Annotated in this window: 19 protein-coding genes; 13 read left to right on the top strand and 6 right to left on the bottom strand. The window is 69.7% G+C overall.

Annotated elements, in window-relative coordinates; all coding sequences use genetic code 11:
- The first annotated feature begins 123 nt into the window (after positions 1-123).
- From speE to M0G41_RS02385, 7 genes are all read left to right on the top strand, one after another.
- Positions 124-978 (top strand): polyamine aminopropyltransferase, encoded by an 855-nt coding sequence (gene speE, locus M0G41_RS02415; protein WP_248204711.1) that lies wholly within the window; start codon positions 124-126, stop codon positions 976-978.
- 244 nt (positions 979-1,222) lie between these two features.
- Positions 1,223-1,660: a rhodanese-like domain-containing protein gene (locus M0G41_RS02410; RefSeq protein WP_248204710.1), complete on the top strand. Its 438-nt coding sequence runs from the start codon at positions 1,223-1,225 to the stop codon at positions 1,658-1,660.
- 123 nt (positions 1,661-1,783) lie between these two features.
- Entirely contained in the window at positions 1,784-2,299 is a 516-nt protein-coding gene (gene secB / locus M0G41_RS02405) for a protein-export chaperone SecB (protein WP_248204709.1), read from the top strand.
- Between the two features lie 8 nt (positions 2,300-2,307).
- The gene (locus M0G41_RS02400; protein ID WP_248204708.1) at positions 2,308-3,330 is read left to right on the top strand and encodes an NAD(P)H-dependent glycerol-3-phosphate dehydrogenase; all 1,023 of its coding nucleotides are present in this window, start codon (positions 2,308-2,310) and stop codon (positions 3,328-3,330) included.
- A gap of 155 nt (positions 3,331-3,485) precedes the next feature.
- Positions 3,486-3,854, top strand: coding sequence for a hypothetical protein (locus tag M0G41_RS02395; protein ID WP_248204707.1), 369 nt, complete (start codon positions 3,486-3,488; stop codon positions 3,852-3,854).
- 38 nt (positions 3,855-3,892) lie between these two features.
- Positions 3,893-5,188, top strand: a complete 1,296-nt coding sequence (locus M0G41_RS02390; protein ID WP_248204706.1) for an efflux RND transporter periplasmic adaptor subunit — start codon at positions 3,893-3,895, stop codon at positions 5,186-5,188.
- A 36-nt stretch (positions 5,189-5,224) separates the two neighbouring features.
- On the top strand, positions 5,225-8,377 hold the full coding sequence (locus tag M0G41_RS02385) for an efflux RND transporter permease subunit (RefSeq protein ID WP_248204705.1): 3,153 nt from the start codon (positions 5,225-5,227) through the stop codon (positions 8,375-8,377).
- A gap of 42 nt (positions 8,378-8,419) precedes the next feature.
- Here M0G41_RS02385 and M0G41_RS02380 read toward each other — a convergent pair whose 3' ends face one another.
- The 4 genes from M0G41_RS02380 to M0G41_RS02365 form a co-directional block, all read right to left on the bottom strand.
- Entirely contained in the window at positions 8,420-8,881 is a 462-nt protein-coding gene (locus M0G41_RS02380) for a tRNA (cytidine(34)-2'-O)-methyltransferase (protein ID WP_248204704.1), read from the bottom strand.
- 42 nt (positions 8,882-8,923) lie between these two features.
- A complete protein-coding gene (gene iadA, locus M0G41_RS02375; protein WP_248204703.1) occupies positions 8,924-10,087 on the bottom strand; it encodes a beta-aspartyl-peptidase in 1,164 nt (387 codons plus the stop codon).
- Between the two features lie 20 nt (positions 10,088-10,107).
- A complete protein-coding gene (gene yfcC / locus M0G41_RS02370; RefSeq protein WP_248204702.1) occupies positions 10,108-11,511 on the bottom strand; it encodes a putative basic amino acid antiporter YfcC in 1,404 nt (467 codons plus the stop codon).
- Between the two features lie 192 nt (positions 11,512-11,703).
- Positions 11,704-14,472: a TonB-dependent receptor gene (locus M0G41_RS02365; protein WP_248204701.1), complete on the bottom strand. Its 2,769-nt coding sequence runs from the start codon at positions 14,470-14,472 to the stop codon at positions 11,704-11,706.
- A 341-nt stretch (positions 14,473-14,813) separates the two neighbouring features.
- Here M0G41_RS02365 and M0G41_RS02360 point away from each other — a divergent pair, with 341 nt between their 5' ends.
- Complete coding sequence (locus tag M0G41_RS02360) at positions 14,814-16,508, top strand: type 1 glutamine amidotransferase family protein (RefSeq protein WP_248204700.1); 1,695 nt, start codon at positions 14,814-14,816, stop codon at positions 16,506-16,508.
- A gap of 120 nt (positions 16,509-16,628) precedes the next feature.
- Positions 16,629-17,429: a hypothetical protein gene (locus M0G41_RS02355; protein WP_248204699.1), complete on the top strand. Its 801-nt coding sequence runs from the start codon at positions 16,629-16,631 to the stop codon at positions 17,427-17,429.
- A gap of 125 nt (positions 17,430-17,554) precedes the next feature.
- Here the strand turns inward: M0G41_RS02355 and M0G41_RS02350 are convergent, their stop codons facing one another.
- Positions 17,555-17,977 carry a VOC family protein gene (locus M0G41_RS02350; protein WP_248204698.1) on the bottom strand — a complete coding sequence of 141 codons (423 nt, stop codon included), beginning with the start codon at positions 17,975-17,977 and terminating at the stop codon, positions 17,555-17,557.
- 408 nt (positions 17,978-18,385) lie between these two features.
- Here M0G41_RS02350 and M0G41_RS02345 point away from each other — a divergent pair, with 408 nt between their 5' ends.
- The 4 genes from M0G41_RS02345 to prpF all read left to right on the top strand — a co-directional run bounded on the left by M0G41_RS02345 (position 18,386) and on the right by prpF (position 24,230).
- Positions 18,386-20,803, top strand: coding sequence for an ABC transporter permease (locus tag M0G41_RS02345; RefSeq protein ID WP_248204697.1), 2,418 nt, complete (start codon positions 18,386-18,388; stop codon positions 20,801-20,803).
- A 25-nt stretch (positions 20,804-20,828) separates the two neighbouring features.
- A complete protein-coding gene (locus M0G41_RS02340) occupies positions 20,829-21,491 on the top strand; it encodes an ABC transporter ATP-binding protein (protein ID WP_248204696.1) in 663 nt (220 codons plus the stop codon).
- A 76-nt stretch (positions 21,492-21,567) separates the two neighbouring features.
- Positions 21,568-22,950 carry a sigma-54-dependent transcriptional regulator gene (locus tag M0G41_RS02335; protein WP_248204695.1) on the top strand — a complete coding sequence of 461 codons (1,383 nt, stop codon included), beginning with the start codon at positions 21,568-21,570 and terminating at the stop codon, positions 22,948-22,950.
- A gap of 89 nt (positions 22,951-23,039) precedes the next feature.
- Positions 23,040-24,230: a 2-methylaconitate cis-trans isomerase PrpF gene (gene prpF, locus M0G41_RS02330; protein ID WP_248204694.1), complete on the top strand. Its 1,191-nt coding sequence runs from the start codon at positions 23,040-23,042 to the stop codon at positions 24,228-24,230.
- 18 nt (positions 24,231-24,248) lie between these two features.
- On the opposite strand, the gene M0G41_RS02325 is transcribed toward prpF, so the two are convergent.
- Positions 24,249-24,926, bottom strand: coding sequence for an energy transducer TonB (locus M0G41_RS02325; RefSeq protein WP_248204693.1), 678 nt, complete (start codon positions 24,924-24,926; stop codon positions 24,249-24,251).
- Positions 24,927-25,069: the final 143 nt, after the last annotated feature.

Raw genomic sequence — 25,069 nt, 5'->3', positions numbered from 1 at the left:
GCCCGGCTTCCCGTCGTCGCGCGTCTCATCCTGTCATGATCCGGACACGAGAGCCGCGACGGTGCCGAGCGCGCCCTTCGGGTACAATCGCCGCCCCCTTGAGCTTCCCCCGGTCGCCACGTCATGAGCAGCTCCCCGTCCTGGTACACCGAAGAAGTCGGCTACTCCGGCTCGGCGATCGGCTTCCGGGTGAAGAAGAAGCTTCACGAGGAACAGTCCCGGTTCCAGAAGATCGAGATCTACGAGACCACCGATTGGGGCAACCTGATGGTGCTGGACGGCTGCATCATGCTGACCAGCCGCGACAATTTCCTGTATCACGAGATGATGTCGCACCCGGCGCTGTTTACCCACAGCAATCCCAAGCGCGTGGTGATCATCGGCGGCGGCGACTGCGGCACCCTGCGCGAGGTGCTGCGCCATCGCGAGGTCGAGCAGGCCGTCCAGGTCGAGATCGACGAGCGGGTGACCCGGGTCGCCGAGCAGTATTTCCCGGAGCTCTGCGAGGCCAATGGCGACGCCCGCGCCCAGCTGCTGTTCGATGACGGCATCGCCTACATGAAGAACGCCGCGCCGGAGAGCATCGACGTGATCATCGTCGACTCGACCGACCCGGTCGGCCCGGCCGAGGGGCTGTTCAACGAGGCCTTCTACCAGACCTGCTTCAAGGCCCTGCGCCAGGGCGGCATCCTGGTCCAGCAGAGCGAGCCGCCGCTGACCCAGCTGCCGCTGATCAAGTCGATGCGCCAGCTGATGCGCCAGGTCGGCTTCGCCGCGGTGCGCACCCTGCCCTTCCCCCAGCCGGCCTACCCGACCGGCTGGTGGAGCTGCACCATGGCACGCAAGGGCGCCGACCTCTCCGGCTTCCGCGAGCGCGGCGCACACAGCAAGTCGTTTGCGACCCAGTACTACAGCGCCGACATCCACAAGGCGGCCCTGGTACTGCCCGAGTTCATGCGCGAGGCGCTGGGCGAGTAGGTTTTCCAGGGCCCGGGTTCGGCCGCTGCGCGGCTCGCCCTCGCTGCGCCCGATCAGGGCTCAGGGCTCAGGGCTCAGGGCTCAGGGCTCAGGGCTCAGGGCTCAGGGCTCAGGGCTCAGGTAAGAGCATCAAAGCCACATCCTTGCGTCAACCTGCTTTGCTGAGCCCTAGGCCCTGAGCCCTAGGCCCTAGGCCCCAGGCCCTGAGCCCTAACCCACACAACAAGTTGCGACGACACCCAGAATGCTTTCCGAACAGCTTCCCGAATTCATCGGCAATCACCCGATCCTGAGCCTGGCTTTTGTCGGCATCGGTATCGCCCTGGTGGCCAACGAGATGTCCCGCTTCACCCGCGGCTACAAGGGCATCAGCCCGGCCGAGCTGACCCGGCTGATCAATCGCGAGGACGCCCTGGTCATCGATGTCAGCGCGCACAACGACTTCGAGAAGGGCCACATCGTCGGCTCCAGGCACCTGGCCATGAGCCAGTTCGATCCCGGTCACAAGCTGCTGGCCAAGTCCAAGGAGCTGCCGGTGGTCATCGTCTGCCGCACTGGCGTAGCGGGCGGCAATGCCGCGAAGCAGCTGGTCAAGGCCGGCTTCACCCGCGTCCACCTCCTGGAAGGGGGCGTGGCAGCCTGGCAGCAGGCCGACCTGCCGCTGGCGCGCGGCAAGGCCTGATCGACCCGGCCGCCGGCCGCGCTCGCGCGGCGGCCAGGCACTTGTTTTCTGCAGCACCCGCCTTCACGTGGGATAATCCCGCTTCTGTCCCGACCCCCATCCATAACAATCCGGAGACCCCCGATGACCGATTCCGCCGCCAACGGCGCCGCGCCGCAGGGCCAGCCCCAGGCACAGATCGTCCTGCAGAAGCTGTACACCAAGGACGTGTCCTTCGAGGCGCCGGGCGCTCCGCAGATCTTCCAGGAAGAGGGCCAGACCAATCTGCAGCTCAACATGGCGCAGAAGGTCGGCACCCTGGCCGAGAACGTCTACGAGGTCGTCCTGACCATCACCCTGACCTGCACCCTGGGTGAGAAGACCGCCTACCTCGCCGAGGTCCAGCAGGCCGGCATCTTCGGCATCGCCGGCTTCGAGCAGCGCAACCTTGAGGCCATCCTCTCGACCTACTGCCCGAACGTGCTGTTCCCGTACGCGCGCCAGGCGATCTCCGAGCTGATCCAGAACGGCGGCTTCCCGCCCTACCTGCTGCAGCCGATCAACTTCGAGCAGATCTACGCCGAGCAGCTGCGCCGTCGCGCCGCCCAGCAGGCGGAAGGCCAGAACGCCGCCAGCGATCAGCCGGCCGGCAACGCCTGAGCCGTCGCATGAGTGCCCTGAGGGTGGGCGTGTTCGGCGCCGGCTCCTGGGGCACGGCGCTGGCCGCACAGGCTGCGCGCAACGGTCACGCCACCCTCCTGTGGGGACGTGATGGCGAACAGGTGGCGGCGATGCGCGAAGCACGCCGCAACCTGCGCTACCTGCCCGACCTCGACCTGCCCGAGGGCCTGGGTTTCACCGATGATCTCGCCGAAGCGGCGGCCGATGCCGACCTGCTTCTGGTCGTGGTGCCGAGCCACGCCTTCCCGCAGATTCTCCGCGAGCTGGCGCCGCTGCGCCGCGCGGACACCGGGCTTGCCTGGGCCACCAAGGGCTTCGAGCTCGGTTCGGGTCGCTTCCTGCACGAGGTGGCCGAGGAGTTCATCGGCGCCGATGCGGCCAAGGCGGTCGTGACCGGTCCGTCCTTCGCCCGCGAGGTCACCGCCGGCCTGCCGACCGCGGTCACCGTGCACTCCGAAGACGCGGCCTTCGCCCAGCGCGTGGCCGAGGCCCTTCACGGGCCGACCTTCCGCGTCTACACCGGCGGCGACATGCTCGGCGCCGAGCTGGGGGGCGCGATGAAGAATGTCCTCGCCGTCGCCACCGGCATCGCCGATGGCATGGAGCTCGGACTCAACGCCCGCGCCGGCCTGATCACCCGCGGACTGAACGAGATGCTGCGCCTGAACCAGGCCCTGGGCGGCCGCGCCGAAACCCTGATGGGCCTCGCCGGTCTGGGCGACCTGGTCCTGACCTGCACCGGCGACCTCTCGCGCAACCGCCGTCTAGGCCTTGCCCTTGGCCGCGGCCAGGGCATCCAGGAGGCGGTCAAGGCCATCGGCCAGGTGGTCGAGGCGATCCAGACCGCGGATGAGGTGATGCGTCTGGCGACGCGACATGATCTCGATCTGCCGATCTGCGCCTTGGTGGCCCGCGTGCTGCACGGCGACCTCACGCCCCGGGAAGGCCTGCAGATGCTGCTCTCGCGGGAGCAGAAGCCTGAGTATCCGAAGGGACTGTTCGGCGACTGACACCGCGGAGGGTCTGAGCTGCGCGCGACCATTGCGGCGTCTTGCGCCCCTCCCCGATATCGCCATCCTGTGGCGGGTTCCGTCGGACGCGCGCCGGGGCCCGACGCCATGGACTCACGCGCCATTGCTGCGGGCGAGCGGTATGCTTGGAGCCCATGCGCACCCTGCTCATCCTGCTGCTCTCACTCAGCCTCTCCCCAGGAAGCTGGGCGGGATGCTGCGTGCCAGGATCGGGCGATGCGAGCGCGGCCGAGAGTGGCAGTCCGACGGAACACGGCGGCTGCCACGACGAGCATCCCGCCTCCGACCCCGCAGCGGCCGCCGATGACGGCGTCGACCCGGAAGCGGAGGGCTGCAGCTGCATGCACTGTGTAACCAGCGCGGCCCGCTCGTCCGAGATGCGTGTGGCCATCGCGGCATCGCCGATCGGCGCGTCCGACGCTCCGCCGCAGTCAGTCGGTCAGCCGGCTCCCGGCCCCGCTCTGCGCCCTCCGATCAGCGTCTTGCGCCAGCCCACCGCCTGACCTGCCGGGGCTGACCCGGCGCCTGCCGGGAGTCCCCCATGAACATTTCGTTTCCGCGGCTGATCGCCGCGTTGTGCGCCGTGGCCGCCATCGGCCTTGCGCTGCAGGTCGCGTCCGAAGGCCGCGCGAGCGCCGCTGATGGCTCACCGCCGGTGTCGGCGGCGAACGATGATCCCCACGCCGGCCATGCACATCATGCGGATGGCGCCGACGCCGTCACACTGCCTGGCCAGGCCAGTATCTTCGTCTGCCCGATGCACCCGCAGATCCGCAGCCAGACGCCGGGCAGCTGTCCCATCTGCGGCATGGATCTGGTAGCGCGCGCTGCCGGCCCGCGCGTCGAGGCGGTCAGCGTCGAGGTGGACGGCAGCCTGCAGCAGGCGCTGGGCATGCGCAGCGCTCCGGTGGAACGCCGGGTATTGAGCGCCCGGGTGCGCGCGCCGGCCGAGGTGATGGTCGACCAGGACCGCATTCGCCACGTCCATACCCGGGTCGCCGGATGGATCGAGGCCCTGCACGTGCACGCCGAGGGCGAGCCGGTGCGTGCGGGACAGGTGCTGATGGCGCTGTACGCCCCCGACCTGGTCGCCGCACAGGAGGACTACCTGATCGCCCTGCGCACCGGCGGCGCCGGGTCGCGCGCGCAGCGCGCAGCGGCGACGCGGCTGCGCGTGCTCGGGGTGGACGACAGCTTCATCGATGCGCTGGCCCAGCGCGGCAGTTCCGAGCTCAGGGTCCCGGTGCGCGCGCCGTCGGATGGCGTGGTCACCCGGCTTGACGTGCGCCACGGCATGTATGTCACGCCGTCGACGGTGATGCTGGAGATCGCCAACCTCGATGCCGTATGGGTACGCGTCGACGTATTCCCGGAAGAGCTGGAACGCCTTGGCGATGGTCCCCTCTACGCTTCGCTGCGCCTTGTCGGGGTGCCGGATCGCGTCTGGCGCGGGCAGGTCAGCTACATCTATCCGGGTCTCGATCCCGTCGCGCGCACGCTGCAGATGCGGGTGCCCGTCCCCAACCGGCGCGGCACGCTGCGTCTGGGCCAGCTGATGCTGGCAGAGCTGCGCGGGGAGCCGGCCGAGGCCGTGCTCGCGGTGCCCAGCGAGGCGGTGATCCGCAGCGCCGACGGCGATCGGGTGATCCTCGACCAGGGACAGGGCCGGTTCACGCCACGTGCCGTGCACGCCGGACTACGGGCCGAGGGCTACACCCAAATCCTGCACGGCCTCGAGGAGGGCCAGCAGGTGGTCGTGTCCGCGCAGTTCCTGCTCGACTCGGAGGCGGCGCTTCGCGCCGGCCTGGAACGGCTGGGCGGCGCTCATGAACACTGAGTTCAACCAGGGCGTTCATCCGCGCACGGTGCGGCCATGATCGCCGCATTGATCCGCGCCTCGTTGGCGCACCGCGGCCTGGTCCTGCTGTTGTCGCTGCTGCTGACCCTGGCGGCTATCCACGCCGCGCGCACCCTGCCGGTGGACGCCATTCCGGATCTCTCCGATGTCCAGGTCACCGTGCGTACCGAGTGGCCGGGGCAGTCGCCGCAGCTGGTCGAGGACCAGCTCACCTACCCGCTGGCCTCTCGCCTGCTCGCGGTGCCCGGCGCCCGCCACGTGCGCGGCTTCTCGATGACCGGCGACTCGTTTGTCTATGTGCTGTTCGAGGACGGCACGGACCCCTACTGGGCGCGATCGCGCGTGCTGGAGTACCTCAGCCAGGCGCGCAGCGAGCTGCCGGCCGGAGTCGAGCCGGCCCTGGGCCCGGATGCAACCGGCGTCGGCTGGGTCTACCAGTACGCGCTGGTCGATCGCAGCGGCGGTCACGATCTTTCCGAGCTGCGCGCCCTGCAGGACTGGTTCCTGAAGCTTGAATTGCAGGCCCTGCCGGGCGTGTCCGAGGTGGCCACCGTGGGCGGGATGGAACGCCAGTACCAGGCGATCATCGATCCGCTGCGCCTGCGCCAGTACGGCCTGCGTCTTGACGAGGTCAGCGCGCGCATCCGCGCCGCAGGCGCCGAGCGCGGCGGCTCGCTGATCGAGGTGGCCGAAGGCGAGATCAGCCTGCGCGGCATCGGCTTCCTGCGCGAACTCCAGGACCTGGCCGAGGTACCGCTGGGTGTGCTCCGCGACGGCGTGCCGGTGCTGCTCGGCGATGTCGCCGACATCCGCTTCGGTGCCGGACCGCGGCAGGGCATTGCCGAGTTGGATGGCGAAGGCGAGGTCGTCGGTGGCGTGGTCGTGATGCGCGATGGCGGCAATGCGCGGGAGGTCATCGCCGCGGTGGAGGCCCGCCTTGCGGCGCTGAAGGAGAGCCTGCCCGAGGGCGTCGAGCTGATCACCGTGTACGACCGCTCGGCCCTCATCGATCGCGCGGTCAGCCACCTGTCGACGAAACTGGTGGAGGAGATCCTCGTCGTCGGCCTGGTCTGCCTGCTCTTCCTGGGCCACTTCCGCTCCGCCCTGGTGCCGGCGCTGCTGCTGCCGCTGGGCGTTCTGCTGGCGCTCGCGATCATGCGCGTCCAAGGCATCAATGCCCACATCATGTCGCTCGGCGGCATCGCGATCGCCATCGGCGCCATGGTCGATGCGGCCATCGTGCTGGTCGAGAACGCGCACAAGCAGATCGAGCACTTCCGCCAGCGCGAAGGCCGCGAGCCGCGGGAACCCGAGCGGCTGGGACTGGTGACCGATGCAGCGATCGAGGTCGGCCCCGCGGTGTTCGTCTCGCTGCTGATCATCGCCCTGAGCTTCCTGCCGGTGTTCCTGCTCGAGTCACAGGAGGGGCGGATGTTCTCGCCGCTGGCCTGGACCAAGACCTGGGCGATGCTCGCCGCCGCCCTGCTGGCGGTCACCCTCGGCCCCGTGCTCATGGCGCTGCTGGTCAGGGGACGCATCCGCGGCGAGCACGAGCAGCCCCTGTCGCGGCTGCTGATAGCCCTGTACCGCCCGGTGCTGCGCGGCGTGCTGCGCTTCCCGCGCCTGACCGTCCTGATCACGGTGTTGCTGGCCGCCAGCGCGCTCTGGCCACTGCGCCAGCTGGGCAGCGAGTTCATGCCGCAGCTTGAGGAGGGCGACCTGATGTATATGCCCACCACCCTGCCCGAACTCTCGCCCGGCAAGGCGCAGCAGCTCCTGCAGCAGACCAGCCGGCTGATCAGGGAGACTCCGGAGGTGGCCCGCGTCTTCGGCAAGATCGGCCGCGCCGATTCGGCCACCGACCCGGCACCGCTGTCGATGATCGAGACCACCATCCAGCTCAAACCGCAGGATCAGTGGCGCGAAGGCTTGAGCATGGACGATCTGGTCGCCGAGCTCGATGCGCGCCTGCGCATCCCCGGCCTGACCAATGCCTGGGTGCAGCCGATCCGCACGCGCATCGACATGCAGGCCACCGGGCTGCGCACGCCGCTGGGCGTGCGCCTGGCCGGAGACGATCTGGATACCCTGACCGCGGTGGCAACCGAGGTCGAGGCTGCGCTGGCCGGGGTGCCCGGAATCCGCTCGGCCTATGCTGATCGCGGGGCCCAGGCGCGCAGTCTGGAGGTCCGCCCGAGGCGCGAGGCGCTGGCCCGCTACGGCGTCGAGATGGACGCCTTCATGGCCTGGCTGGGCGAGGCGGTGGGCGGCGCACCCATCGCCACGGCCTACGAGGGACGTCGCCGCTTTCCGGTCGCCCTGCGCCTGCCGCAATCGGTGCGCGACAGCCCCGAAGCGCTGGCCGAGCTGGGCGTGGTGACACCCTCCGGCCAGCAGGTGCCGCTGGGCCGGCTGGCCGACATCGAGCTGGTGCGCGCCCCGGCCATGATCCGCAGCGAGGATGCGCGGCTGACTGCGTGGGTGTTCGTCGATACGGACACCCGCGACCTGCTGGGCACGATGCGCGCCGCGGAGGCCGCGCTGCGCGAGAAGGTGTCGCTGCCGAGCGGCGTCAGCCTGGGCTGGGCCGGCCAGTTCGAGGCGCTGAGCCGCGCCACCGAACGCCTTAGCCTCGCCCTGCCGGCCGTGCTCGGCATCATCCTGGTCCTGCTCTACGTGGTCTTTCGCCGCTGGCCGGATGCGCTGATCGTGCTGCTGACCGCACCGCTGTCGGTGGTCGGTGGCATCTGGCTGCTGTGGGCGCTGGACTATGCCCTGTCGGTGGCCGTCGTGGTCGGCTTCCTCGCCCTGTTCGGGGTCGCCGCGGAGTTCGGCGTGGTCATGCTGATCTACCTCGCCCAGGCCGTGCGGCGCGCGCGGGAGGCCGGCCAGCTGCACAGCCGGGCGCAGCTGGATGCCGCCCTGGAGGAGGGCGCGGTACTGCGAGTCAGACCCAAGGCGATGACCGTCCTGACCCTGCTCGCCGGACTGACCCCGATCCTGCTCAGCGAAGGCACCGGTGCCGCCACCATGCAGCGCATTGCGGCGCCCATGCTGGGTGGCATGCTGTCGGCGCCCCTGCTTTCCCTGCTGCTGATTCCGGCGATCTATCGCTGGTGGCTCGGTCGGCAGCTCGACCGGAACGCCGCCGGGAGTTCGCCGAACTGATGGCCCGCGCCGCCAGGGGAAGCCGCGACCTGGCGGGCGGTCCTACTCTCCGCCCGCGAACCCCTGCTGGCGCCAGGCTTCGAACACCACCACCGCCACGGCGTTGGACAGGTTGAGGCTGCGGTTGCCCGGCCGCATGGGCAGACGCACGCGCTGTTCCGGCGGCAATGCGTCGAGGATCGACTGCGGCAGGCCGCGGGTTTCCGGGCCGAACAGCAGGGCGTCATCCTCGCGGTAGGCAATCCGGTCGTAGCGGGTGGAACTGCGGGTGGAGAGGGCCAGCAGGCGCGGACGGCCGATTGCCTCAAGGCAGCCCTCGAGGTCGTCATGCACGTCGAGCCGGGCGAACTCGTGGTAGTCCAGGCCAGCCCGGCGCAGCTTGGCGTCGTCCAGCTCGAAGCCAAGCGGCCGGATCAGGTGCAGCCGGGCGCCGCTGTTGGCGCAGAGGCGGATGACGTTGCCGGTGTTGGGCGGAATCTCGGGCTGGAACAGGATCACGTGCATGGCGCGCGATGATCCTTGCGGGCCGGCTGCGAGGCAAGCCGCTCAGTCGAGGGCTCTGGCCGCGCCTGCCTCTATCCGCCAGCACTGCCCACCTGCCACCGCCATGCGCAGCGCCAGGCTTTCCGGCTCCAGCAGCAGCAGGTCGGCATCGGCGCCGACCGCGATACGGCCCTTGCGGGCAAGCCCCCAGATTCGCGCCGGCGTGCGGGTCGCGGCGGCCAAAACCGGCTCGAGGGCAGCGCCTTGCTGCCGGGCGGCGCGCAAAGTGGCCAACAGACTGTCGACGCGGGCGGTCTCGATGCCCAGCAGGCGTCCCGCCTCATCGAAATGCGGCAGGCTGGCCTGGCCATCCGAGCTGAGCGTGACGCGATCGGCGCAGGCCGGGTCGGCGAGAAGCTCGAGGAGCGCCTCGGCGGCGGGCACCTCGCCAGCGGCGAGCATGGCAGGCGTGGTGCTGCTGGTGAGATCGATGGTGCCGCCGCGCGCGATCCAGTCGCGGGCCTCGTCGAACAGGCGGCGCGAGCGATTGCAGTGGGTGGGCAGGAACTGCGCCGGGCGCACTTCATGCTCGGCGCAGGCGCGGCGCAGCAGCTCGAGGCCATCGCGGCCGTCGCCGACATGGATCAATACCGTTCCGGACTTGCCGGCGAGCATCCCGCCGACCCGCGAGGCGGCGGCGATGCGGGCCAGCTCGTGGGCGCTGGGCTGCGCGCCGCGATGGTCGGCGATGGCGATCTCGCCGACGCCGATGATGTCGGGAATGAGCACCAGATCGTCACGTATCGATCCGGTGATCGTGCGCACCGGCACGTGGTAGGAGCCGGTCAGGGCGTAGGCGCTGAGGCCATGCGCGGCCAGGGCACGGCCGCAGGCCAGCAGGTCGGCGTGGCTGCGGGTGCTGTCGTCGGTGCCCAGCGCACCGATCAGGCTCGTGACCCCGGCACGGAGCGCCTGCTCTGCTTCAAGCGGGCGCATCCGCGAGGCGAAGCCGCCCTCGCCGCCCCCGCCCGAGGTGTGGACCAGGCTGTCGACCAGGCCGGGCACGGCCAGCAGGCCGTGCCCGTCGACCTCGCGAAGGGGGCAGCCGAGGTCACCCGGAGACAGCCTCGGCGCCATCGCCAGGATGCGACCTCCGCCGATCAGGATGTCGCCCTGTCCCAGCGGTGCGGGCCCATGCAGCTCGGCGCCGCGGATCAGGGTGAGCATCGGTGCATCCTTGTGTTGAGTCATTTCAATCCTGTCAGAACGCCGAGCGCGACGGCCGCGGCCGCCAGCAGCATCAGGACCAGCACGAAGCGCCAGATCAGGCCGATCCAGCGAGTCCAGGCGACTCCGGCCATGCCCAGCGCGCCCATCAACGAGGCCGAGGTCGGCACCAGCAGGTTGGTCAGGCCGTCGCCGAGCTGGAAGGCCAGTACCGAGACCTGCCGGGTGACGCCGACCAGATCGCCGAGACCGGCCATCAGCGGCATCGTGATCGCGGCCTGGGCGCTGCCCGAGGTCACGAAGAAATTGAACACCGACTGCGCGAGGAACATACCCTGGGCGGCGAGCAGGACCGGTGCTCCCTCCAGTGCACTGCCCATCGAGTGGAGCAGTGCGTTCAAGGCCGACGGGGCGTTGGGATCGCTGCCGCCGAGCAGGTATAGGAGACCCTTGGCCAGCGCAATCACCAGTGCCACCGGTACCAGCTGCTTCGCGCCTTCGACGAAGGCCTGGACCGCCGCCTCGCTGTCGATTCGCCCACCGATCACACCGACCACGCCGCAGAAAATGCCAAGGGCGACGAACTGGCTGGCGATCTCGGCGATGTAGTAGCCGCGCGCCACCACGCCCCAGACGATCCAGACCACGGCGGCCAGCACGCCGAGCAGCACCAGGCGGTCGACCCACCGCAGCGGAGCGGCCTCAAGCTCCCCACTGCCGGCGCCGACGGCCTGCCGGTGGCGGCTCGCGTACCACAGGGTGAAGCCGATTCCCACCGCCACGAAGGCCGCGAACATGCCGATGCGGAAGCCGGCGCCGGAAAGCAGCGGCAGCCCGGCGATGCCCTGGGCCACGGCCACGCTGAAGGGATTCATCCACGAGGTGGCGAAGCCGATCTGGCTGGCCATGTAGGTGATCATCACAGCGACCTCGCGCGGATAGCCGTAACGCTCAATCAGCGGCAGCAGCAGGGCGATGAAGGCGATGGTCTCCTCGCCCATGCCGAACACCGCGCCGCCGGCCGCGAAGGCGGTGAACAGCACCGCCAGCAACAGCCGCGGGCGATCGCCGGTGATTCGCGCGAGATGCAGCAGGCCATTGTCGACGGCCCCCGTGGCGCGGATCACGCCGAATGCGCCGCCGACCAGCAGCACGAAGGCGATGACGCCGATCGCCGCTCCCGAGCGCGAGCCGGAGGTGAAGCCCTCGAACAGCGCGTTGATCAGTCCACGCTCGCCGTCCTCGGCAAACAGTTCCACCGATAGAGCGCTCTCCGCGGCCCGGTAGCTGGCCAGCGATATCGGCTCGCCCTCGGCGAAGTAGCCGGCGTCCACCCACGGCACGATCAGCGCAGCCAGCGCGCAGGCAGCGAACAGGATCAGCAGGGTGTTGGGCATGCGCCAGGGGCGCGGGGTATCGGTCACGCGAAGGTCCGGTCGTGGTTGAGCGGGAAACAATACGGCAAGCGCACCGATGCGCGGTGGGCCAGGTCAGGTGCAACCCCCTCCCAGCCTCCCCTTGCGCGGCAGCTGCGCGCAAGGGGAGGGGGCGCGCTGTTACTTCTTTCAGCTACCGGAGCGGCCGGTCGTCCAGGCCAACCGCTACGGAGCCTTGGCTCAGAACCGGTGCGTGTAGCTCACCTGCCACCAGCGACCCAGACTGTCGTGGTTGAACTTGTCGAAGTTCGAGGCCGAGCCCAGCGCGACGGGCGGATCGCGGTCACCCAGATTGCGCACGCCCAGCGTCGCGTAGGCATCCTCGGTGAGATCCCAGGTGAGACTGGCGTTGAGCGTGGTCCATGACGGCACCCGGCGGCCGGCCGGAACGCCCGAGCGCTGGTCGTCGTCGTAGTAGCCGTCGGTGTAGTCGGCCCAGACCCGGGTGGTGAAGTCGCCGCGCCACCAGGTCACCCCGACGTTGGCCAGCCACTCCGGATAGCGGAACTCCCCGTTCAGTTCGACCAGACGCTGGCCGCCGATGCAGGGCCCGGCGCCGCGGCGCGGATCATTCCCGCCACAGCTCTCCGAGCGCTCGTAGCTGTTTGTCCACGTGGCATCGAGGTAGAACAGGAAGTCGCCGAGACCGGTGTCATCGACGCGGTGCTCGAGGCCGATGTCGAGGCCATCGGTCTTCTGCACGCCAACGTTGATCAGCTGCAGATGGACCTCTTCGATCGGGCTGCCGATCGTGCCGTTGCGCGTCTCGATGCCGATCTGGCCCGGCGCCAGCTCGCCGCGGGCGACCACCAGGGACGGATCAATGAGGGCCGCGCGGAACAGCTCGAGGGCATCGATGTCGACGAGGTTCTTGTGGCGGAAATCGAACCAGTCCAGCGTCAGCGTGGTGCTTTCGCCGAACTGCAGGACGGTGCCGACGAACCAGGCCTCGGCCGTTTCCGCCCTCAGGTCCGGATTGCCATAGACCTCGGAAAGGTAGAAGTCGTCGCCGGTGAATCCGCCGCAGAAGGTGTCGAGGAACTCGCCGCCCGGCGAGCAGGGCAGCGCGCCCGAGCTGAGCGTGGTGCCGGCCCCGCTCTGCGCCAGCGACGGCGCACGGAACGAGGTGTTCCAGCCGCCGCGCAGCAGCGCACCATCGGTGGGCTGCCAGCGCAGGCTGACCGCTGGGTTGAAGTCGCTGCCGAAATCATCGTAGTCGTCGAAGCGCCCGGCCAGGCGCAGGTCGAGCGTTTCGTGCAAGGGCACCAGCGCCTCGGCGAACAGCGCGTACTGGTCGCGGTCGGCCCGCACTTCGGTCGAACCAAAGCCGTAGACCGGCACCTCGCCGGTCACCGGATCGGCCGTCGCCAGCGGGGAGGGGTCATCGCGGATGTCCTCGCGGCGCGCCTCGACACCGAAGGCCCAGGACACCGGTCCGCTGGCGGTCTCGCCCCACTGGCCGGAGAACTTCAGGTCCCAGGCGGCCAGCTCGGACTCACCATCGCGCGGCACCCGCTCGCGCAGCAGGTCGAGGACCTGCTGGCTGTTCTGGGTCTGGCCACTGAACGGGTTGTAGTGAAGGCCGCCGCTGCCCGGCGAGCAGTTGGTCGCGCCGTTTGCGCAGAGCTCGCCCAGCAGGGCGGCGCGGAAGCGCTCGACGTTGTAGATGCCGGCGACCGCGCGCTGCTCGGACTCGCTGCGCGAGAGGTTCAGCGCGGTCTCCCAGGTCCAGTCGCTGCCGAGGTAGCCGGACAGGCCATTGACCCAGCGCCAGTTGGTAGTCTCCACCTCGATCGTGCGCGAATCGGGGAAGCGGCCCCAGCCGAAGATGGTGAAGTCCGGATCGACGCCTGCGGCCAGAAGCCGCTGGCGCAGGGCGGACGGCATGCCCGGGTGGAAGAAGTCGATCTCCTCCTGGCTCCAGGGGGCCGGGTCGCTGTTGGCTTCCGAGGTGTTTCGCTGCAGCGCCAGCTCGGAGAAGAACTCCAGGCCGTCTCCGAAGCTGTGGCCGAAGGTGGCGTAGCCGCCGAGGCGCTCGGTCTCCGGGTCGGTCGCGGTGAAGGCGTTGCGGTTCAGTTCGCAGTACTCGCCGAAGCGCGAGATCGGGAAGCCGGGGCGGCCGTCGAAGCGCTGGCTGTCGGGGCAGCCCTGCTCGACGAAATCGATGTCCTGTGCGAACAGGTCGTTGAAGCTCGGATAGATGCCCTGCTGCGAAGGCCGCGGCTCGACGGCGGAGATGTCCCGGTCGCGGTCGTACAGCGCGTTGCGCCGGTAGGCATCGAGGATGACCATGAAGCGGCTGTCGCCTGCGCTCGCGCCCCAGACCAGGTTGGCGTTCATCCGCGCCTCGTCCGTGCTGGCCTCGCTGTCGGCATAGGAGGCGGACAGCCGCAGGCCGTCGAAGTCCCGGCGCAGGATGAAGTTCACGACGCCGGCCACCGCGTCGGCACCGTAGATAGCCGAGGCACCGGTGGTAAGGATCTCCACCCGGTCGATGGCCGCCAGCGGGATCGCGTTGATGTCGACGAAGTTCTCCGAGCCGTTGGCAAACGAGGCCACCGACATGCGTCGGCCGTTGATCAGGGTCAGCGTGCTCGCGGTACCGAGGCCGCGCAGCGAGACGCCGGCAAAGCCAGCAGGGGAATCGGCCTGGCGACTGCCCGAGTTGGCAGTGGAGAAGTTGCCGGTGCCGCCACCGGTCTGGCTGACCTGCTGCAGCAGGTCGGCGACGGTCACCGCGCCGAGGGACTTGATGTCCTCGGCGGTAATCACCTTCACCGGCTGGGCATCCTCGAGGTCGATGCCCTTGATGTTCGACCCGGTGACGACGATGCGGTCGAGCTCGTTGGGATCCTGTTCGGAGCCGGGGGACTGGGCCACGACGGCCAGGGGGAGACAGCACAGCACGGCGGCGGCCAGCGGCCGGCGCGGCAGCGGGATGTTCAGCATGGGACTCTCCAGCAGCGCCCGCGCGCCGGTCGAGGGCGCGGGCGCTTGCGATGCAGGGATTCAGTACCGGGATCGGTAGAGGGACGCGACGGCACGTGGCCGACGCGGAAAGCGTCCTGCGCTTATTCGTCCCACCACTCGGAGAGGTAGAAGCTCCGGCAGCGGTACTCGGCTGGATTGGCGGCGCGCATGTCGATTGCGGGGCGTTCCATGAGTCCTGTTATCAGGCTGAAACGGGTTGGGTACCGTTGTCAAGTGTTTGACCCGGTGAGATTGCCGGCTGGTCTTTCAGGGCGATTCCGGGGAGGCTGTGCCTCCCATCGCGAACGACCCGGTGCCCGATGCGTTTCTTCCTCCCGGTCCTGCTGCTGGCTTCACTACCCATCGTTTGCTCTGGCAATCCGCACCCGGCGGAGCGCCTGCTGGCCGGAGGCTCGCTGGCCCTGTGCTCAAGCGCCTCACCGCGCGCCTGCCGCGACGGGCAGGCGCCGCGTGGCCGCGGCGCGCCGCAGTACTCGCTGCAGGCCGCCCGCATCGACGAGGCCGTCGGACTCGCCTCCATCTGGAGTCCGAAGCAGGCCGACGTCCTGCACAAGGACCTGAGGGAACTGGCCGCAATCCTGGGCGAACATGCCGTTCCCGCGTCACGCATCGAATCGGGCTGGGATGCGCTGTGCAGAAGACGGCCCTGCGCCTGGGCCGGTCTTGACGACTACCAGCGTGCCGGCGTGATGGCAGCGCTTGAGTGGAGCTCGCAAGGGCCAGGAGAGCCACGCCTTGCCGAGCGCGTGTCCCTGCAGGCCAGCACGGAGCAGGGCGGGGCCGAGGTGGTACGTAGCTTTGTTGCGTCGGCCGCTGCGCGCGCAGGCGGAAGATCACCCAGGATCGCCTTTGTCACCGCCTCCGGATTCGACCCGCTCGATGCCGTCGACTACTACACCAGCCTGTTCACCGAAGCCGGCGCCGAGCCGCTGTGGTGGCCGATGGACGCCGCACTGGCCAGGCTGATCACGGAAGCCGGAGACTGCAGCGCGCTGGCGCGGCAGCAGCAGGTAACGCTCGGCCTGCCCGACCGCAGCCGCGTATTTCCTGATCTGGTCGCCATGCAGCAGTCGTTCTGCGCCTCGAGCGCGCGCGAGTCGCTGCCCGAGGGCATCCAGGGGGTGTTCTTCGCCGGCGGCGACCAGTGGCGGCTGCGTCGTGCCTTCTTCGATGACGCGGACGCCCCCTACCCCTGGCTGCGCGCGCTGCGCGAGGCGGTCCGACGCGGCGAGGTGGTCGTGGGTGGCACCAGCGCGGGCACCGCCGTGCAGTCGGGGCCGGGAATGCTGAGCAATGGCAGTCCGCAGAGTGCGCTGCGCGATGGGCCGCTCGAGGCGTTACCGCCGACGCCGGGCTGCGCCCGAGCCAAGCGCTGCGGAGCTATCGACGAGGAAGCGTTCACGGTCTGGGCGGCAGGAGGCTTCGGGTTGTCCGGTCCCTTCCTCATGGACACCCACTTCTCCGAGCGTGCCCGCGAATGGCGGCTGCTGCGCGCCCTGGCCGCCGGTCCGGCGCGCGCTGCAATCGGGGTCGACGAGACCAGCGCGATCCGGCTTGTCGATGCCGGCAAAGGCTGGGCGCTGGAGGCGATCGGCGCCTCTGGCGGCTGGCTGTTCGAGGCCGGCAGCCGGGCCTGCGGCGAACTGTCCGGACGCGCCCACTATCTCGCTCCCGGGCGTCGCTTCGCCTGGTCCGACACGGCAGGGCTGCAACGCCCGAGCCGCGAGCGCGACGATGCCCGTGAATCCCGGGCGATGCCTGCCCTGGCACTCGATGCGTCGCCGTCGCAGGGCGACGCCTTTGCCCGCGGCGCCGTGCGCGCCGCCGCGACCCGGCTGGCCCTGGGCGAACCCAGCGTGCGTCTGGCCACCGAAGAGGCGAGTCTGGTGCTGGTCCGCGGCGAGCGAAGCGAGGTCTGGACCGGCACCGGGGCGCATCCGGGAATCACCCATCTCGACTTCACATTCAAGTTCACCGAGCGCTGCGGCGACTGAGCGCAGCAAGCGGCATCGGTTGAACCCTGCCGGATGCGGGAGTAGGGTCGAGGATGGGCTGCCGGCGCCCGGGGGGGTGCCCAGTCCGACCGCTGCGCAATGCGGCGACTGGAGGACACCATGAACAAGAACTGGCGCCGCCTGGCGCACTCCGTGCTGTTCCTTGTTTTTCTTTCCCTGCCGGCGACCTTGCTGGCCGACGACCACAAGACCATGGCCAAGTCCGGCATGGAGAGCCCTCCGCCGACCCTGGTCGAGATGTGGATGGTCTGGCCCAAGGCCGGTGAGCATGAAGCCTTCGAGGCCAAGCTCAAGGAATTCGTGGCCTGGCGCAAGGCCAATGGCGACCCGCTGACCTGGACGGTGTGGACCCCGGCCATGGGCACTGACCTCGACTCCTACGCGATCCGCTCGCAGGAGATCCATTGGAAGGACCTGGATGCGGCGCGTGACTGGGGCCGCAAGACAAAGGCCGGGGAAAAGTATCGCGAGATGCTGGCCCCGCACGTGCACAAGGTCTCGCGCTATTTCGACGAGTTCGACCCGGAACTGTCGCACTGGAAGTACGAGGGTGAGCCGCGCTACGTCGGCGTCAGCGTCGTCGACGTGCTGCCCGGCAAGTGGGCGGGCGTGAAGAGCTCGCTCGAAACCTTCCGGAAGGCGGCCGAGGAACACGGCTGGAGCGAGTCCTGGGCCGTGATGTACAACATCGGCGGCAAGGGGGGAATCGCCTTCGCCTGGCCGTTCGCCGACTACGCCGACATGGCCGAACCGGAGGTCAAGGCATCGGCCCTGCTGGAGAAGGCGTTGGGCTCGAAGGAGAAGGCCGGCGAGGTCATGAAGGCCTACGGCTCGAGCACCAAGACGCGCGACTACACCATCTGGGCCTATCGCCCCGACCTGTCGACGCCGAAGGACTGAGCCGCCTCGGCTGGCCGACGCCGCTGTTCCACACAGGAAGCGGCGCCGCCAGGCGTCCGACCCGTTGCCACCCCACCGGCGACGGGCCGGGCGTTTTTCGCCAATGACTCCACCGGGCCTGCGATTCAGCCGCGCGGCTCGAGCAGGTCCCAGCGGTTTCCGTAGAGGTCCTCGAAAACCGCGACCTTGCCGTAGTCGTGCTCGACCGGCGGACGGATAAAGCGCACCCCGCGCTCGCGGTAGCGCTGATAGTCGCGATCGAAGTCGTCGGTGTAGAGGAACAGGAAGACCCGGCCGCCAGTCTGGTCGCCGACCCGCGCCGCCTGCGCCGGGTCGCTGGCCCGGGCCAGCAGCAGCCGGCAGCTGCCTCCGCCGGGGGGCGCCACCACCACCCAGCGCTTGCCCTGCTCCGGCACCTCGCGGTCCTCGATGCAGTCGAAGCCCAGCACGTCGAGATAGAAGGCCAGCGCCTCCTCATAGTCGCGTACCACCAGCGCGACCAGGGCTAGATGCTGGCGCGGTGCCTGCGGGAGGTGCGGTGAGGACATGCGCTGAGCTCCATGCAAGATCCGCAAGCGTGTCACGCGCATCGCGCCGGCGCGAGCGGCGGACGTCGGGCGCCGGACCTGAGCCGAAGCCGACGGCGAGCGTGCACACCGGGCGCAAAGAAGACCTTCCACAACACCCGAATGTAGGAGCCAGCTTGCTGGCGATCGTCCCATCCGGGGCGACTATCGCCAGCAAGCTGGCTCCTACAGCGGGACCGGGGCGAATGCGAACTTCGCGCCCTGACCCGCCGGTCGCCGCGCCGTCCGATTCCGGACAACGAGCGGGCGGGTCTGGACGCGCACAGCGGCGGATGCAACGCAAGTCGCTGATTGGCCGTGAGTTGCAGCTCTGGCACGGGCATTGCAGCCGTTTGGCCAGGCTCGTTTGCACTGTCCGGGGGACCCATCATGGTCGGCATGGTCTGGCTTGAACTTCGAACCGCCTCGCGGGCGCTGATGCGCAGCCCGGGCTTCAGCCTGACCGCGATCGCCATGCTGGCCGTGGGCTTCGGCCTGACCCTGTACATGTTCGGCGCGATCAATGGCTTCCTGCTGCGCGAGGTGCCCTTCCCGGAAGGCGAGCGGCTGATGCACGTCGAGTACGCGGATCTGGCCGACCGCAACGACGCCATCGAGGTGCCGACCTCGGACTTCCTCACCCTGCGCCGCGAGCAGCGCGTGTTCCAGCGCCTCGAAGGGTTCAGTCAGGGCACCATCAACCTGGCCGACAGCACGGCGCGGCCGGAGCGCTACAACGGCGCCCTCATCTCCGCCGGCAGCTTCGACACGCTCGGCGTGCAGCCGATCCTCGGGCCTGGCTTCCGCGCCGGCGACGACGCGCCGGGCGCGGCCGGCACCGTGGTGCTCGGCTACAGCCTCTGGCAGCAGCGCTTCGGGGCCGACCCGGACATCATCGGCCGCGAGGTGCGGGTCAATGGTCGCCCGGCCCAGGTGGTCGGCGTGATGCCACAGGGCTTTGCCTTCCCGATCAACAACGCCGTCTGGGTGCCGTTGAACCTGGGCACGCGCGACGCCCCGCGGCGCGAACAGATCTCGCTCGAGGTATTCGGTCGGCTGGTCGACGGCGCGACGCTCGAGCAGGCTGCGGGCGAGCTCGAAGCCCTGCTGGCGCGCATTGAGGAGCAGGACACCGGCCCGACCCTCGCCGAAAAAGTGGTGGTCAAACCCTACCGCGACGAGTTCATCGGCGAGGACACCCGGCAGGTGCTCGGCACGATGTTCGCGGCCGTGCTGCTGGTGCTGGCGATCGCCTGCGTCAATGTCTCCAACCTGATGATCGCGCGCAGCGTGCAGCGCAACCGCGAAACCGCGATCCGCGCCGCGATCGGCGCGAGCCGCTGGCGGCTGATGGGCTCAAACCTCGCCGAGGTGCTGCTGATCGCCTGCGCGGCGTTGGCCATCGGTACCGGGCTGGCCTTTGTCGGCGACCATTACACCATCGAGGCCCTGCGCACCTCGGAAGATCCGCCGCCCTACTGGGTGCTGCAGACCAGCTTCTTCGAGGTGCAGGACCCGCTGTTCGCCATCGGCACCGTACTGCTGGTGGTGCTGATGGCCGGGCTGTGGCCGGCCTGGCGCGCGGCCAGTGCGGCGCAGGCGGAAGGGATGCGCGAGGGTGGCCGGGTCGCCGGCGGCCGGGCCAGCAGCAGCCTGACCGTGCTGGAGATCGCCCTGTGCATGGTCCTGCTGGTGACTTCGGGCCTCACGGTACGCTCGGTCATCGCCCGCGACAGCCTGGCCCAGCCGTTCAATGGCACCGAGGTGCTTGGCGGCCGGGTCGGCCTGTTCGACGGCGACTACCCGGACGACAACGCCATCCGCGATTTCGCCGCCCGGCTGCTGCCGCGGCTGCTGGCCCTGCCCTCGGTGGAGGCGGCCGGAATCAGCTCCTCCCTGCCCTACTCGTTCACTGGCGGTGACCTGCTGCAGACCGAGGCGGCGCTGCAGGATGCCGAAGGCGTGCGCCCCTACGCCAATGTGGTCAGCGCCGACCGCGGGTATTTCGAGACTCTCGAGATCCCTCTGCTGCGCGGCCGCGGCTTCGAGTCGCGGGACCGCGCCGATGCGCCGCCGGTGGCCCTGGTCAGCGAGTTGCTGGCACGCCGCCTATGGCCGGACGCCGACCCCGTCGGCCAGCGCCTGCGGCTTGGCGCCGCCGGCAGCGAAGGCGACTGGATCGAGGTGATCGGCGTAGTCCCGCACATGCCGCAGAGCGGCAGCGTCGACACGCCGTCGCTGTACCGGCCGTTCGAGCAGGCGCCGACGCGCTTCTTCAGCCCGGTGCTGCGCGGCGCGGTGGATCCGATGAGCCTGGGAGAGCCGATGCGCGATGCGGTGATCGCGGTCGACGCCAACCTGCCGGTGTACTTCCTGCGCACGCCGGAGGACTGGCGCCGCATCGCCTCCTTCGACATCCGCCTGATGGCGGTGCTCTTCGGGGTCTTCGGCGCCTTCGCCGTGCTGTTGGCGGCGGCCGGACTGTATGCGGTGCTGGCCTACCAGGTTGGCCAGCGGGTGCGCGAGATCGGCGTGCGCCGCGCACTGGGCGCCGATGATCGCGGCATCCTGCGCATGGTCGCCCGCCAGGGCGCCTGGCAGCTGGCGCTGGGCCTGGGCATCGGCCTGCTGCTGGCGCTGGGCTTCGCCCGGCTGCTCTCGGGCGTGCTGTTCGGCGTCTCGACTCACGACCCGCTGACCTTCCTCGGCGTCGCCGGCCTGCTCTGCCTGGTCGGCGTGCTGGCCTCCCTGCTGCCGACCCGGCGCGCCCTCGGCGTCGAGCCGATGGTCGCGCTGCGCTACGACTGACCCCGACCCAACACGGAACCCCTTCATGATCTCCCTGCAAGGCCTGTCCAAGAGCTTCCGCGTCCCCGCTGGCGAGCAGTGGGTGCTGCGCGATATCCGACTCGACATCGGCAAGGGTGAGTTCCTCAGCATCATGGGCCCCTCGGGCTCGGGGAAGTCGTCCCTGCTTTCGGTGCTCGGCCTGCTCGATGGTGACTGGAAGGGCGAATACACCTTTGAGGGCCAGGCCCTGCACTCGATGAAGGAGCGCGATCGCAAGGCCTTTGCCCGCGACCATGTCGGTTTCGTCTTCCAGCACTACCACCTGCTCGACGACCTCAGCGTTCAGGAGAATCTGGAGCTGCCGCTGGAGTACCGCGGGGTCGGCCGCAGCGAGCGCCGTGAGCGGGTCGATGCCGCGCTGCGCCGGTTCGAGATCGAGGACAAGCGCGGCCTGTACCCGCGCCAGCTCTCCGGCGGGCAGCAGCAGATGATCGCGGTGGCCCGCGCCGCCCTGCTGCGGCCGACCCTGCTGCTCGCCGACGAGCCCACCGGCGCACTGCACTCCAGCCAGGGCGAGCTGATCATGGACCTGCTCTGCGAGCTGAATCGCGACGGCATCACCGTGGTCCAGGTCACCCATAACCCGGAGTATGCGCGACGCGGTCAGCGGCTGATCGAGCTGCGCGACGGGCAGCTGGTCCAGTGATGGCGAAGCCTCACGCCCTCCACGTCGGAGGCTGCAGGGAGGCTGCGCGGACGCGCCCGCCGGGTAGACTTCCGCCATGACCACCCCACGCATCCTGATTGCCGACGACCAGTCGGACGTGCTCACCGCCCTGCGCCTTCTGCTGAAATCCGAAGGCTATGGCTGCGTCACCGTCGGCAGCCCGGCGGAGGCGCTGGAGAAGGCTTCCAAGGAAGGCTTCGACGCCGCCCTCATCGACCTCAACTACACCCGCGATACGACCTCCGGCGCGGAAGGGCTGGAGCTGCTGCAGGGCCTGAAGAAGGGCGACGGCGGCATGCCGGTGGTGGTGATGACCGCCTGGGGCAGCATCGACCTCGCCGTGCGCGCCATGCAGCTCGGCGCCTCGGACTTCATCGAGAAACCCTGGGACAACCAGCGACTGCTCAATGTGCTCGGTGCGCAGGTTTCCTGGGCCCGCGAGCACCGCCGCGCCGAGAGGCTGGACGCCGAGAACGCCCTGCTCAAGGGCGGCGGTGACGAGCCCTTCATCGCCGAGAGCCCGGCGATGCGCCCTGTGCTGGAGATGATCGCGCGCATCGCGCCCACCGACGCCAACGTACTGGTGCTTGGCGAGAACGGCACCGGCAAGGGCGTGGTCGCCCGCCGCATCCACGCGCTCAGCCGGCGCGCCCAGCGCTCGCTGATCAAGGTCAACATGGGCGGCATCAACGAGCACGTCTTCGAGTCGGAGATGTTCGGCCACGTCAAGGGCGCATTCACCGACGCCAAGAGCGATCGCATCGGCCGCTTCGAACTGGCCGATGCCGGCACCCTGTTCCTCGACGAGATCGCCAATATTCCGCCGGCGCAGCAGCCGAAACTTCTGCGCGTGCTGGAGGAGGGCGAGTTCGAGCGCGTCGGCTCATCGCGGACGATCAAGGTCGATGTGCGGCTGGTCTCGGCGACCAATGCCGATCTGAAGGAGGAGGTCGAGACGGGCCGCTTCCGCAAGGATCTGCTGTTCCGCCTCAACACCGTGGAAATCACCCTGCCGCCGCTGCGCCAGCGGCGCGAGGACATCGAGCCGATGGCCCGCGACTTCCTTGCGCGCTGCGCCCGCCGCTACCAGCGCGATGGCCTCGACTTCGCACCCTCGGCCCTGGCGCGGCTGCGCGACTACCCCTGGCCCGGCAATGTGCGCGAGCTCGGCCACGTCATCGAGCGTGCCGTGCTGATGGCAGCGGGCAGCCAGATCCAGGCCGAGGAACTGGGCCTTGGCGGCACCACTGGGGTGTCCCCGGCCGGTGGCGTGGTCGATGCCGACATGACCCTCGAACAGCTCGAGGAGGCGATGGTCCGTCATGCCCTTGAGGTCTGCGAGGGCAATATCCAGCGCGCCGCCGACAAGCTTGGCCTGTCCCGCGGCGCGCTGTATCGCCGCCTGGAGAAGTACGGTCTGGGCAGCGGCGAGGAATAGCGCCGCCCGGCCCGATGCGACGGACCTGCAGCGGACTGCGAATGCCCGGATAATCGCCGGCTGTCTTCTCCGTTCCAGCAGGCCCCTCCATGCCGCAGCGTCCGCAGCTCCGCATCCTCGCCACCTACATGCGTGGCGGCACCAGCAAGGGCGTGTTCTTCCGCCTCGCCGACCTGCCCGAGGCGGCCCGGCAGCCGGGTGCGGCCCGCGACGCGCTGCTGCTGCGGGTGATCGGCAGCCCCGATCCCTACGCCAAGCACACTGACGGCATGGGCGGGGCGACCTCCAGCACCAGCAAGTGCGTGATCATCTCGCCGAGCAGCCGCCCCGACCACGACGTCGACTACCTCTACGGCCAGGTCTCCATCGACAGCGCCTTCGTCGACTGGAGCGGCAACTGCGGCAATCTCAGCTCGGCGGTCGGCCCGTTCGCCATCACCAAGGGCATGCTGGACGCATCGAAGCTGCCGCGCGACGGCCGCGCCACGGTGCGCATCTGGCAGGCCAATATCGGCAAGACCATCATCGCCCACGTGCCGATGGCGGACGGCGAGGTGCAGGAGGACGGCGATTTCGAGCTGGACGGCGTGACCTTCCCCTCGGCCGAGATCCCGCTCGAGTTCCTCGACCCGGCCGACGAGGGCGAGGGCGGCGCCATGTTCCCGACCGGCCAGCTGGTCGACACGCTCGAGGTGCCCGGCCTCGGCCGGATCGAGGCGACCCTGATCAATGCCGGCATCCCGACCGTGTTCGTCCGCGCCGCCGACATCGGCTGCAGTGGGTCCGAGCTGCAGCCGGCGATCAATGGCGACCCGGCCCGTCTGGCCCTGTTCGAGGCCCTGCGCACCGCCGGCGCCCTGCGCATGGGCCTGATCCGCGATCCCGCCGAGGCGGCCACCCGGCAGCACACGCCCAAGGTCGCCTTCGTGGCGCCCTCGGCCGACTACCTGGCCTCCAGCGGCAAGCCGATCGCCGCCGCCGATATCGACCTGCTGGCCCGCGCGCTGTCGATGGGCAAGCTGCATCACGCCATGATGGGCACCGCCGCCGTGGCCCTGGCCACCGCCGCCTCGGTGCCCGGCACCCTGGTCAGCGAGGCCGCCGGCGGCGGCGCCCGCACCGCCGTCACTTTCGGCCATCCTTCCGGCAGCATGCGGGTCGGCGCCGAGGCCGAGCAGGTCAATGGGCAGTGGCAGGTCCGCCGCGCCCTGATGAGCCGCAGCGCGCGCATCCTGATGGAGGGCAGCGTCCGCGTGCCGGCAGGCACCCTAGGCGACTGAGGCCGCCAGCCCGCGCCTTCAACCGCCGCGCAGGCTGAATTCGATCGGCACCTTCACCCAGCCGGCCACGGGCGCGCCGTTGCGCTGGCCGGGTTTGAACCGCCAGTGGCGCTCCACCTGCTGCCGGGCAGCGCGGTCAAGACGCGGGTGGCCGCTGCTCTGCTCGACCTCGACCCGCAGCACCCTGCCCGAGGCATCGACCTCGATGCGCAGAAGGACCGTGCCCTCCACGCCACGGCGTAGCTCGGCGCGCGGATACGGCGGGGCCGGGGCGAACTCGTAGTCGATGCTGGCTTCGGCGTTGCCGCTGAAGGCGGGCGTGGACAGCGACCGGGACGGCGTCTCGAACGACACGAGCGGCGCGTCGCGCTCTCCCGGCGTCGCCTCGGGCTGGGCGATCAGCCGGGCCGCCTCGATCGGCGGCGCCTCGCTGCGCAGCACCTCGCCGAGGACCGATCTGGGATGCGCTGGAGCCTGCGGGGCAGACGGGGCTGGCGGCACCGGCGGCGAGGGCTGCAGCACGATCCACTCGACCGGTGGTGGCGGATCGACCGGCGCGATGTCAGGCCCCTGCGGACGCAGGGGCAGGGTGAGCATGAGCAGCAGGGCGGCATTCACCACGAGGGCCAGCGCCCAGCCCGTGCTGCGGTCGAACCGGATGTGGTGCCAGTCGAACTGCCAGCGTTGCAGAACCATGTGCATCCCCCTTCGCAAGCGCGGTCCAGCGCGGCCAGGTCGTCCCTGCTTCGAGGCTGGGGTGGCGCAGCTGAACCGGCGCCAAGCATGATCGGGCGCGCTTCGCTGTCCGTTCAGTCCTCTACGGCCATCGTTGACGGCTC

It is taken from the genome of Pseudomarimonas salicorniae (assembly GCF_023156535.1).
Classification (GTDB): Bacteria; Pseudomonadota; Gammaproteobacteria; order Xanthomonadales; family Xanthomonadaceae; genus Pseudomarimonas; species Pseudomarimonas salicorniae.
The sequence above is the reverse complement of the archived record's forward strand: the minus strand, read 5'-3'. Positions and strand labels throughout refer to the sequence as shown.

Coding starts and splice junctions, on each gene's coding strand:
- speE (WP_248204711.1), top strand. CDS start 124: ATGAGCAGCTCCCCGTCCTGGTACACCGAAGAAGTCGGCTACTCCGGC.
- M0G41_RS02410 (WP_248204710.1), top strand. CDS start 1,223: ATGCTTTCCGAACAGCTTCCCGAATTCATCGGCAATCACCCGATCCTG.
- secB (WP_248204709.1), top strand. CDS start 1,784: ATGACCGATTCCGCCGCCAACGGCGCCGCGCCGCAGGGCCAGCCCCAG.
- M0G41_RS02400 (WP_248204708.1), top strand. CDS start 2,308: ATGAGTGCCCTGAGGGTGGGCGTGTTCGGCGCCGGCTCCTGGGGCACG.
- M0G41_RS02395 (WP_248204707.1), top strand. CDS start 3,486: ATGCGCACCCTGCTCATCCTGCTGCTCTCACTCAGCCTCTCCCCAGGA.
- M0G41_RS02390 (WP_248204706.1), top strand. CDS start 3,893: ATGAACATTTCGTTTCCGCGGCTGATCGCCGCGTTGTGCGCCGTGGCC.
- M0G41_RS02385 (WP_248204705.1), top strand. CDS start 5,225: ATGATCGCCGCATTGATCCGCGCCTCGTTGGCGCACCGCGGCCTGGTC.
- M0G41_RS02380 (WP_248204704.1), bottom strand. CDS start 8,881: ATGCACGTGATCCTGTTCCAGCCCGAGATTCCGCCCAACACCGGCAAC.
- iadA (WP_248204703.1), bottom strand. CDS start 10,087: ATGCTCACCCTGATCCGCGGCGCCGAGCTGCATGGGCCCGCACCGCTG.
- M0G41_RS02365 (WP_248204701.1), bottom strand. CDS start 14,472: ATGCTGAACATCCCGCTGCCGCGCCGGCCGCTGGCCGCCGCCGTGCTG.
- M0G41_RS02360 (WP_248204700.1), top strand. CDS start 14,814: ATGCGTTTCTTCCTCCCGGTCCTGCTGCTGGCTTCACTACCCATCGTT.
- M0G41_RS02355 (WP_248204699.1), top strand. CDS start 16,629: ATGAACAAGAACTGGCGCCGCCTGGCGCACTCCGTGCTGTTCCTTGTT.
- M0G41_RS02350 (WP_248204698.1), bottom strand. CDS start 17,977: ATGTCCTCACCGCACCTCCCGCAGGCACCGCGCCAGCATCTAGCCCTG.
- M0G41_RS02345 (WP_248204697.1), top strand. CDS start 18,386: ATGGTCGGCATGGTCTGGCTTGAACTTCGAACCGCCTCGCGGGCGCTG.
- M0G41_RS02340 (WP_248204696.1), top strand. CDS start 20,829: ATGATCTCCCTGCAAGGCCTGTCCAAGAGCTTCCGCGTCCCCGCTGGC.
- M0G41_RS02335 (WP_248204695.1), top strand. CDS start 21,568: ATGACCACCCCACGCATCCTGATTGCCGACGACCAGTCGGACGTGCTC.
- prpF (WP_248204694.1), top strand. CDS start 23,040: ATGCCGCAGCGTCCGCAGCTCCGCATCCTCGCCACCTACATGCGTGGC.
- M0G41_RS02325 (WP_248204693.1), bottom strand. CDS start 24,926: ATGGTTCTGCAACGCTGGCAGTTCGACTGGCACCACATCCGGTTCGAC.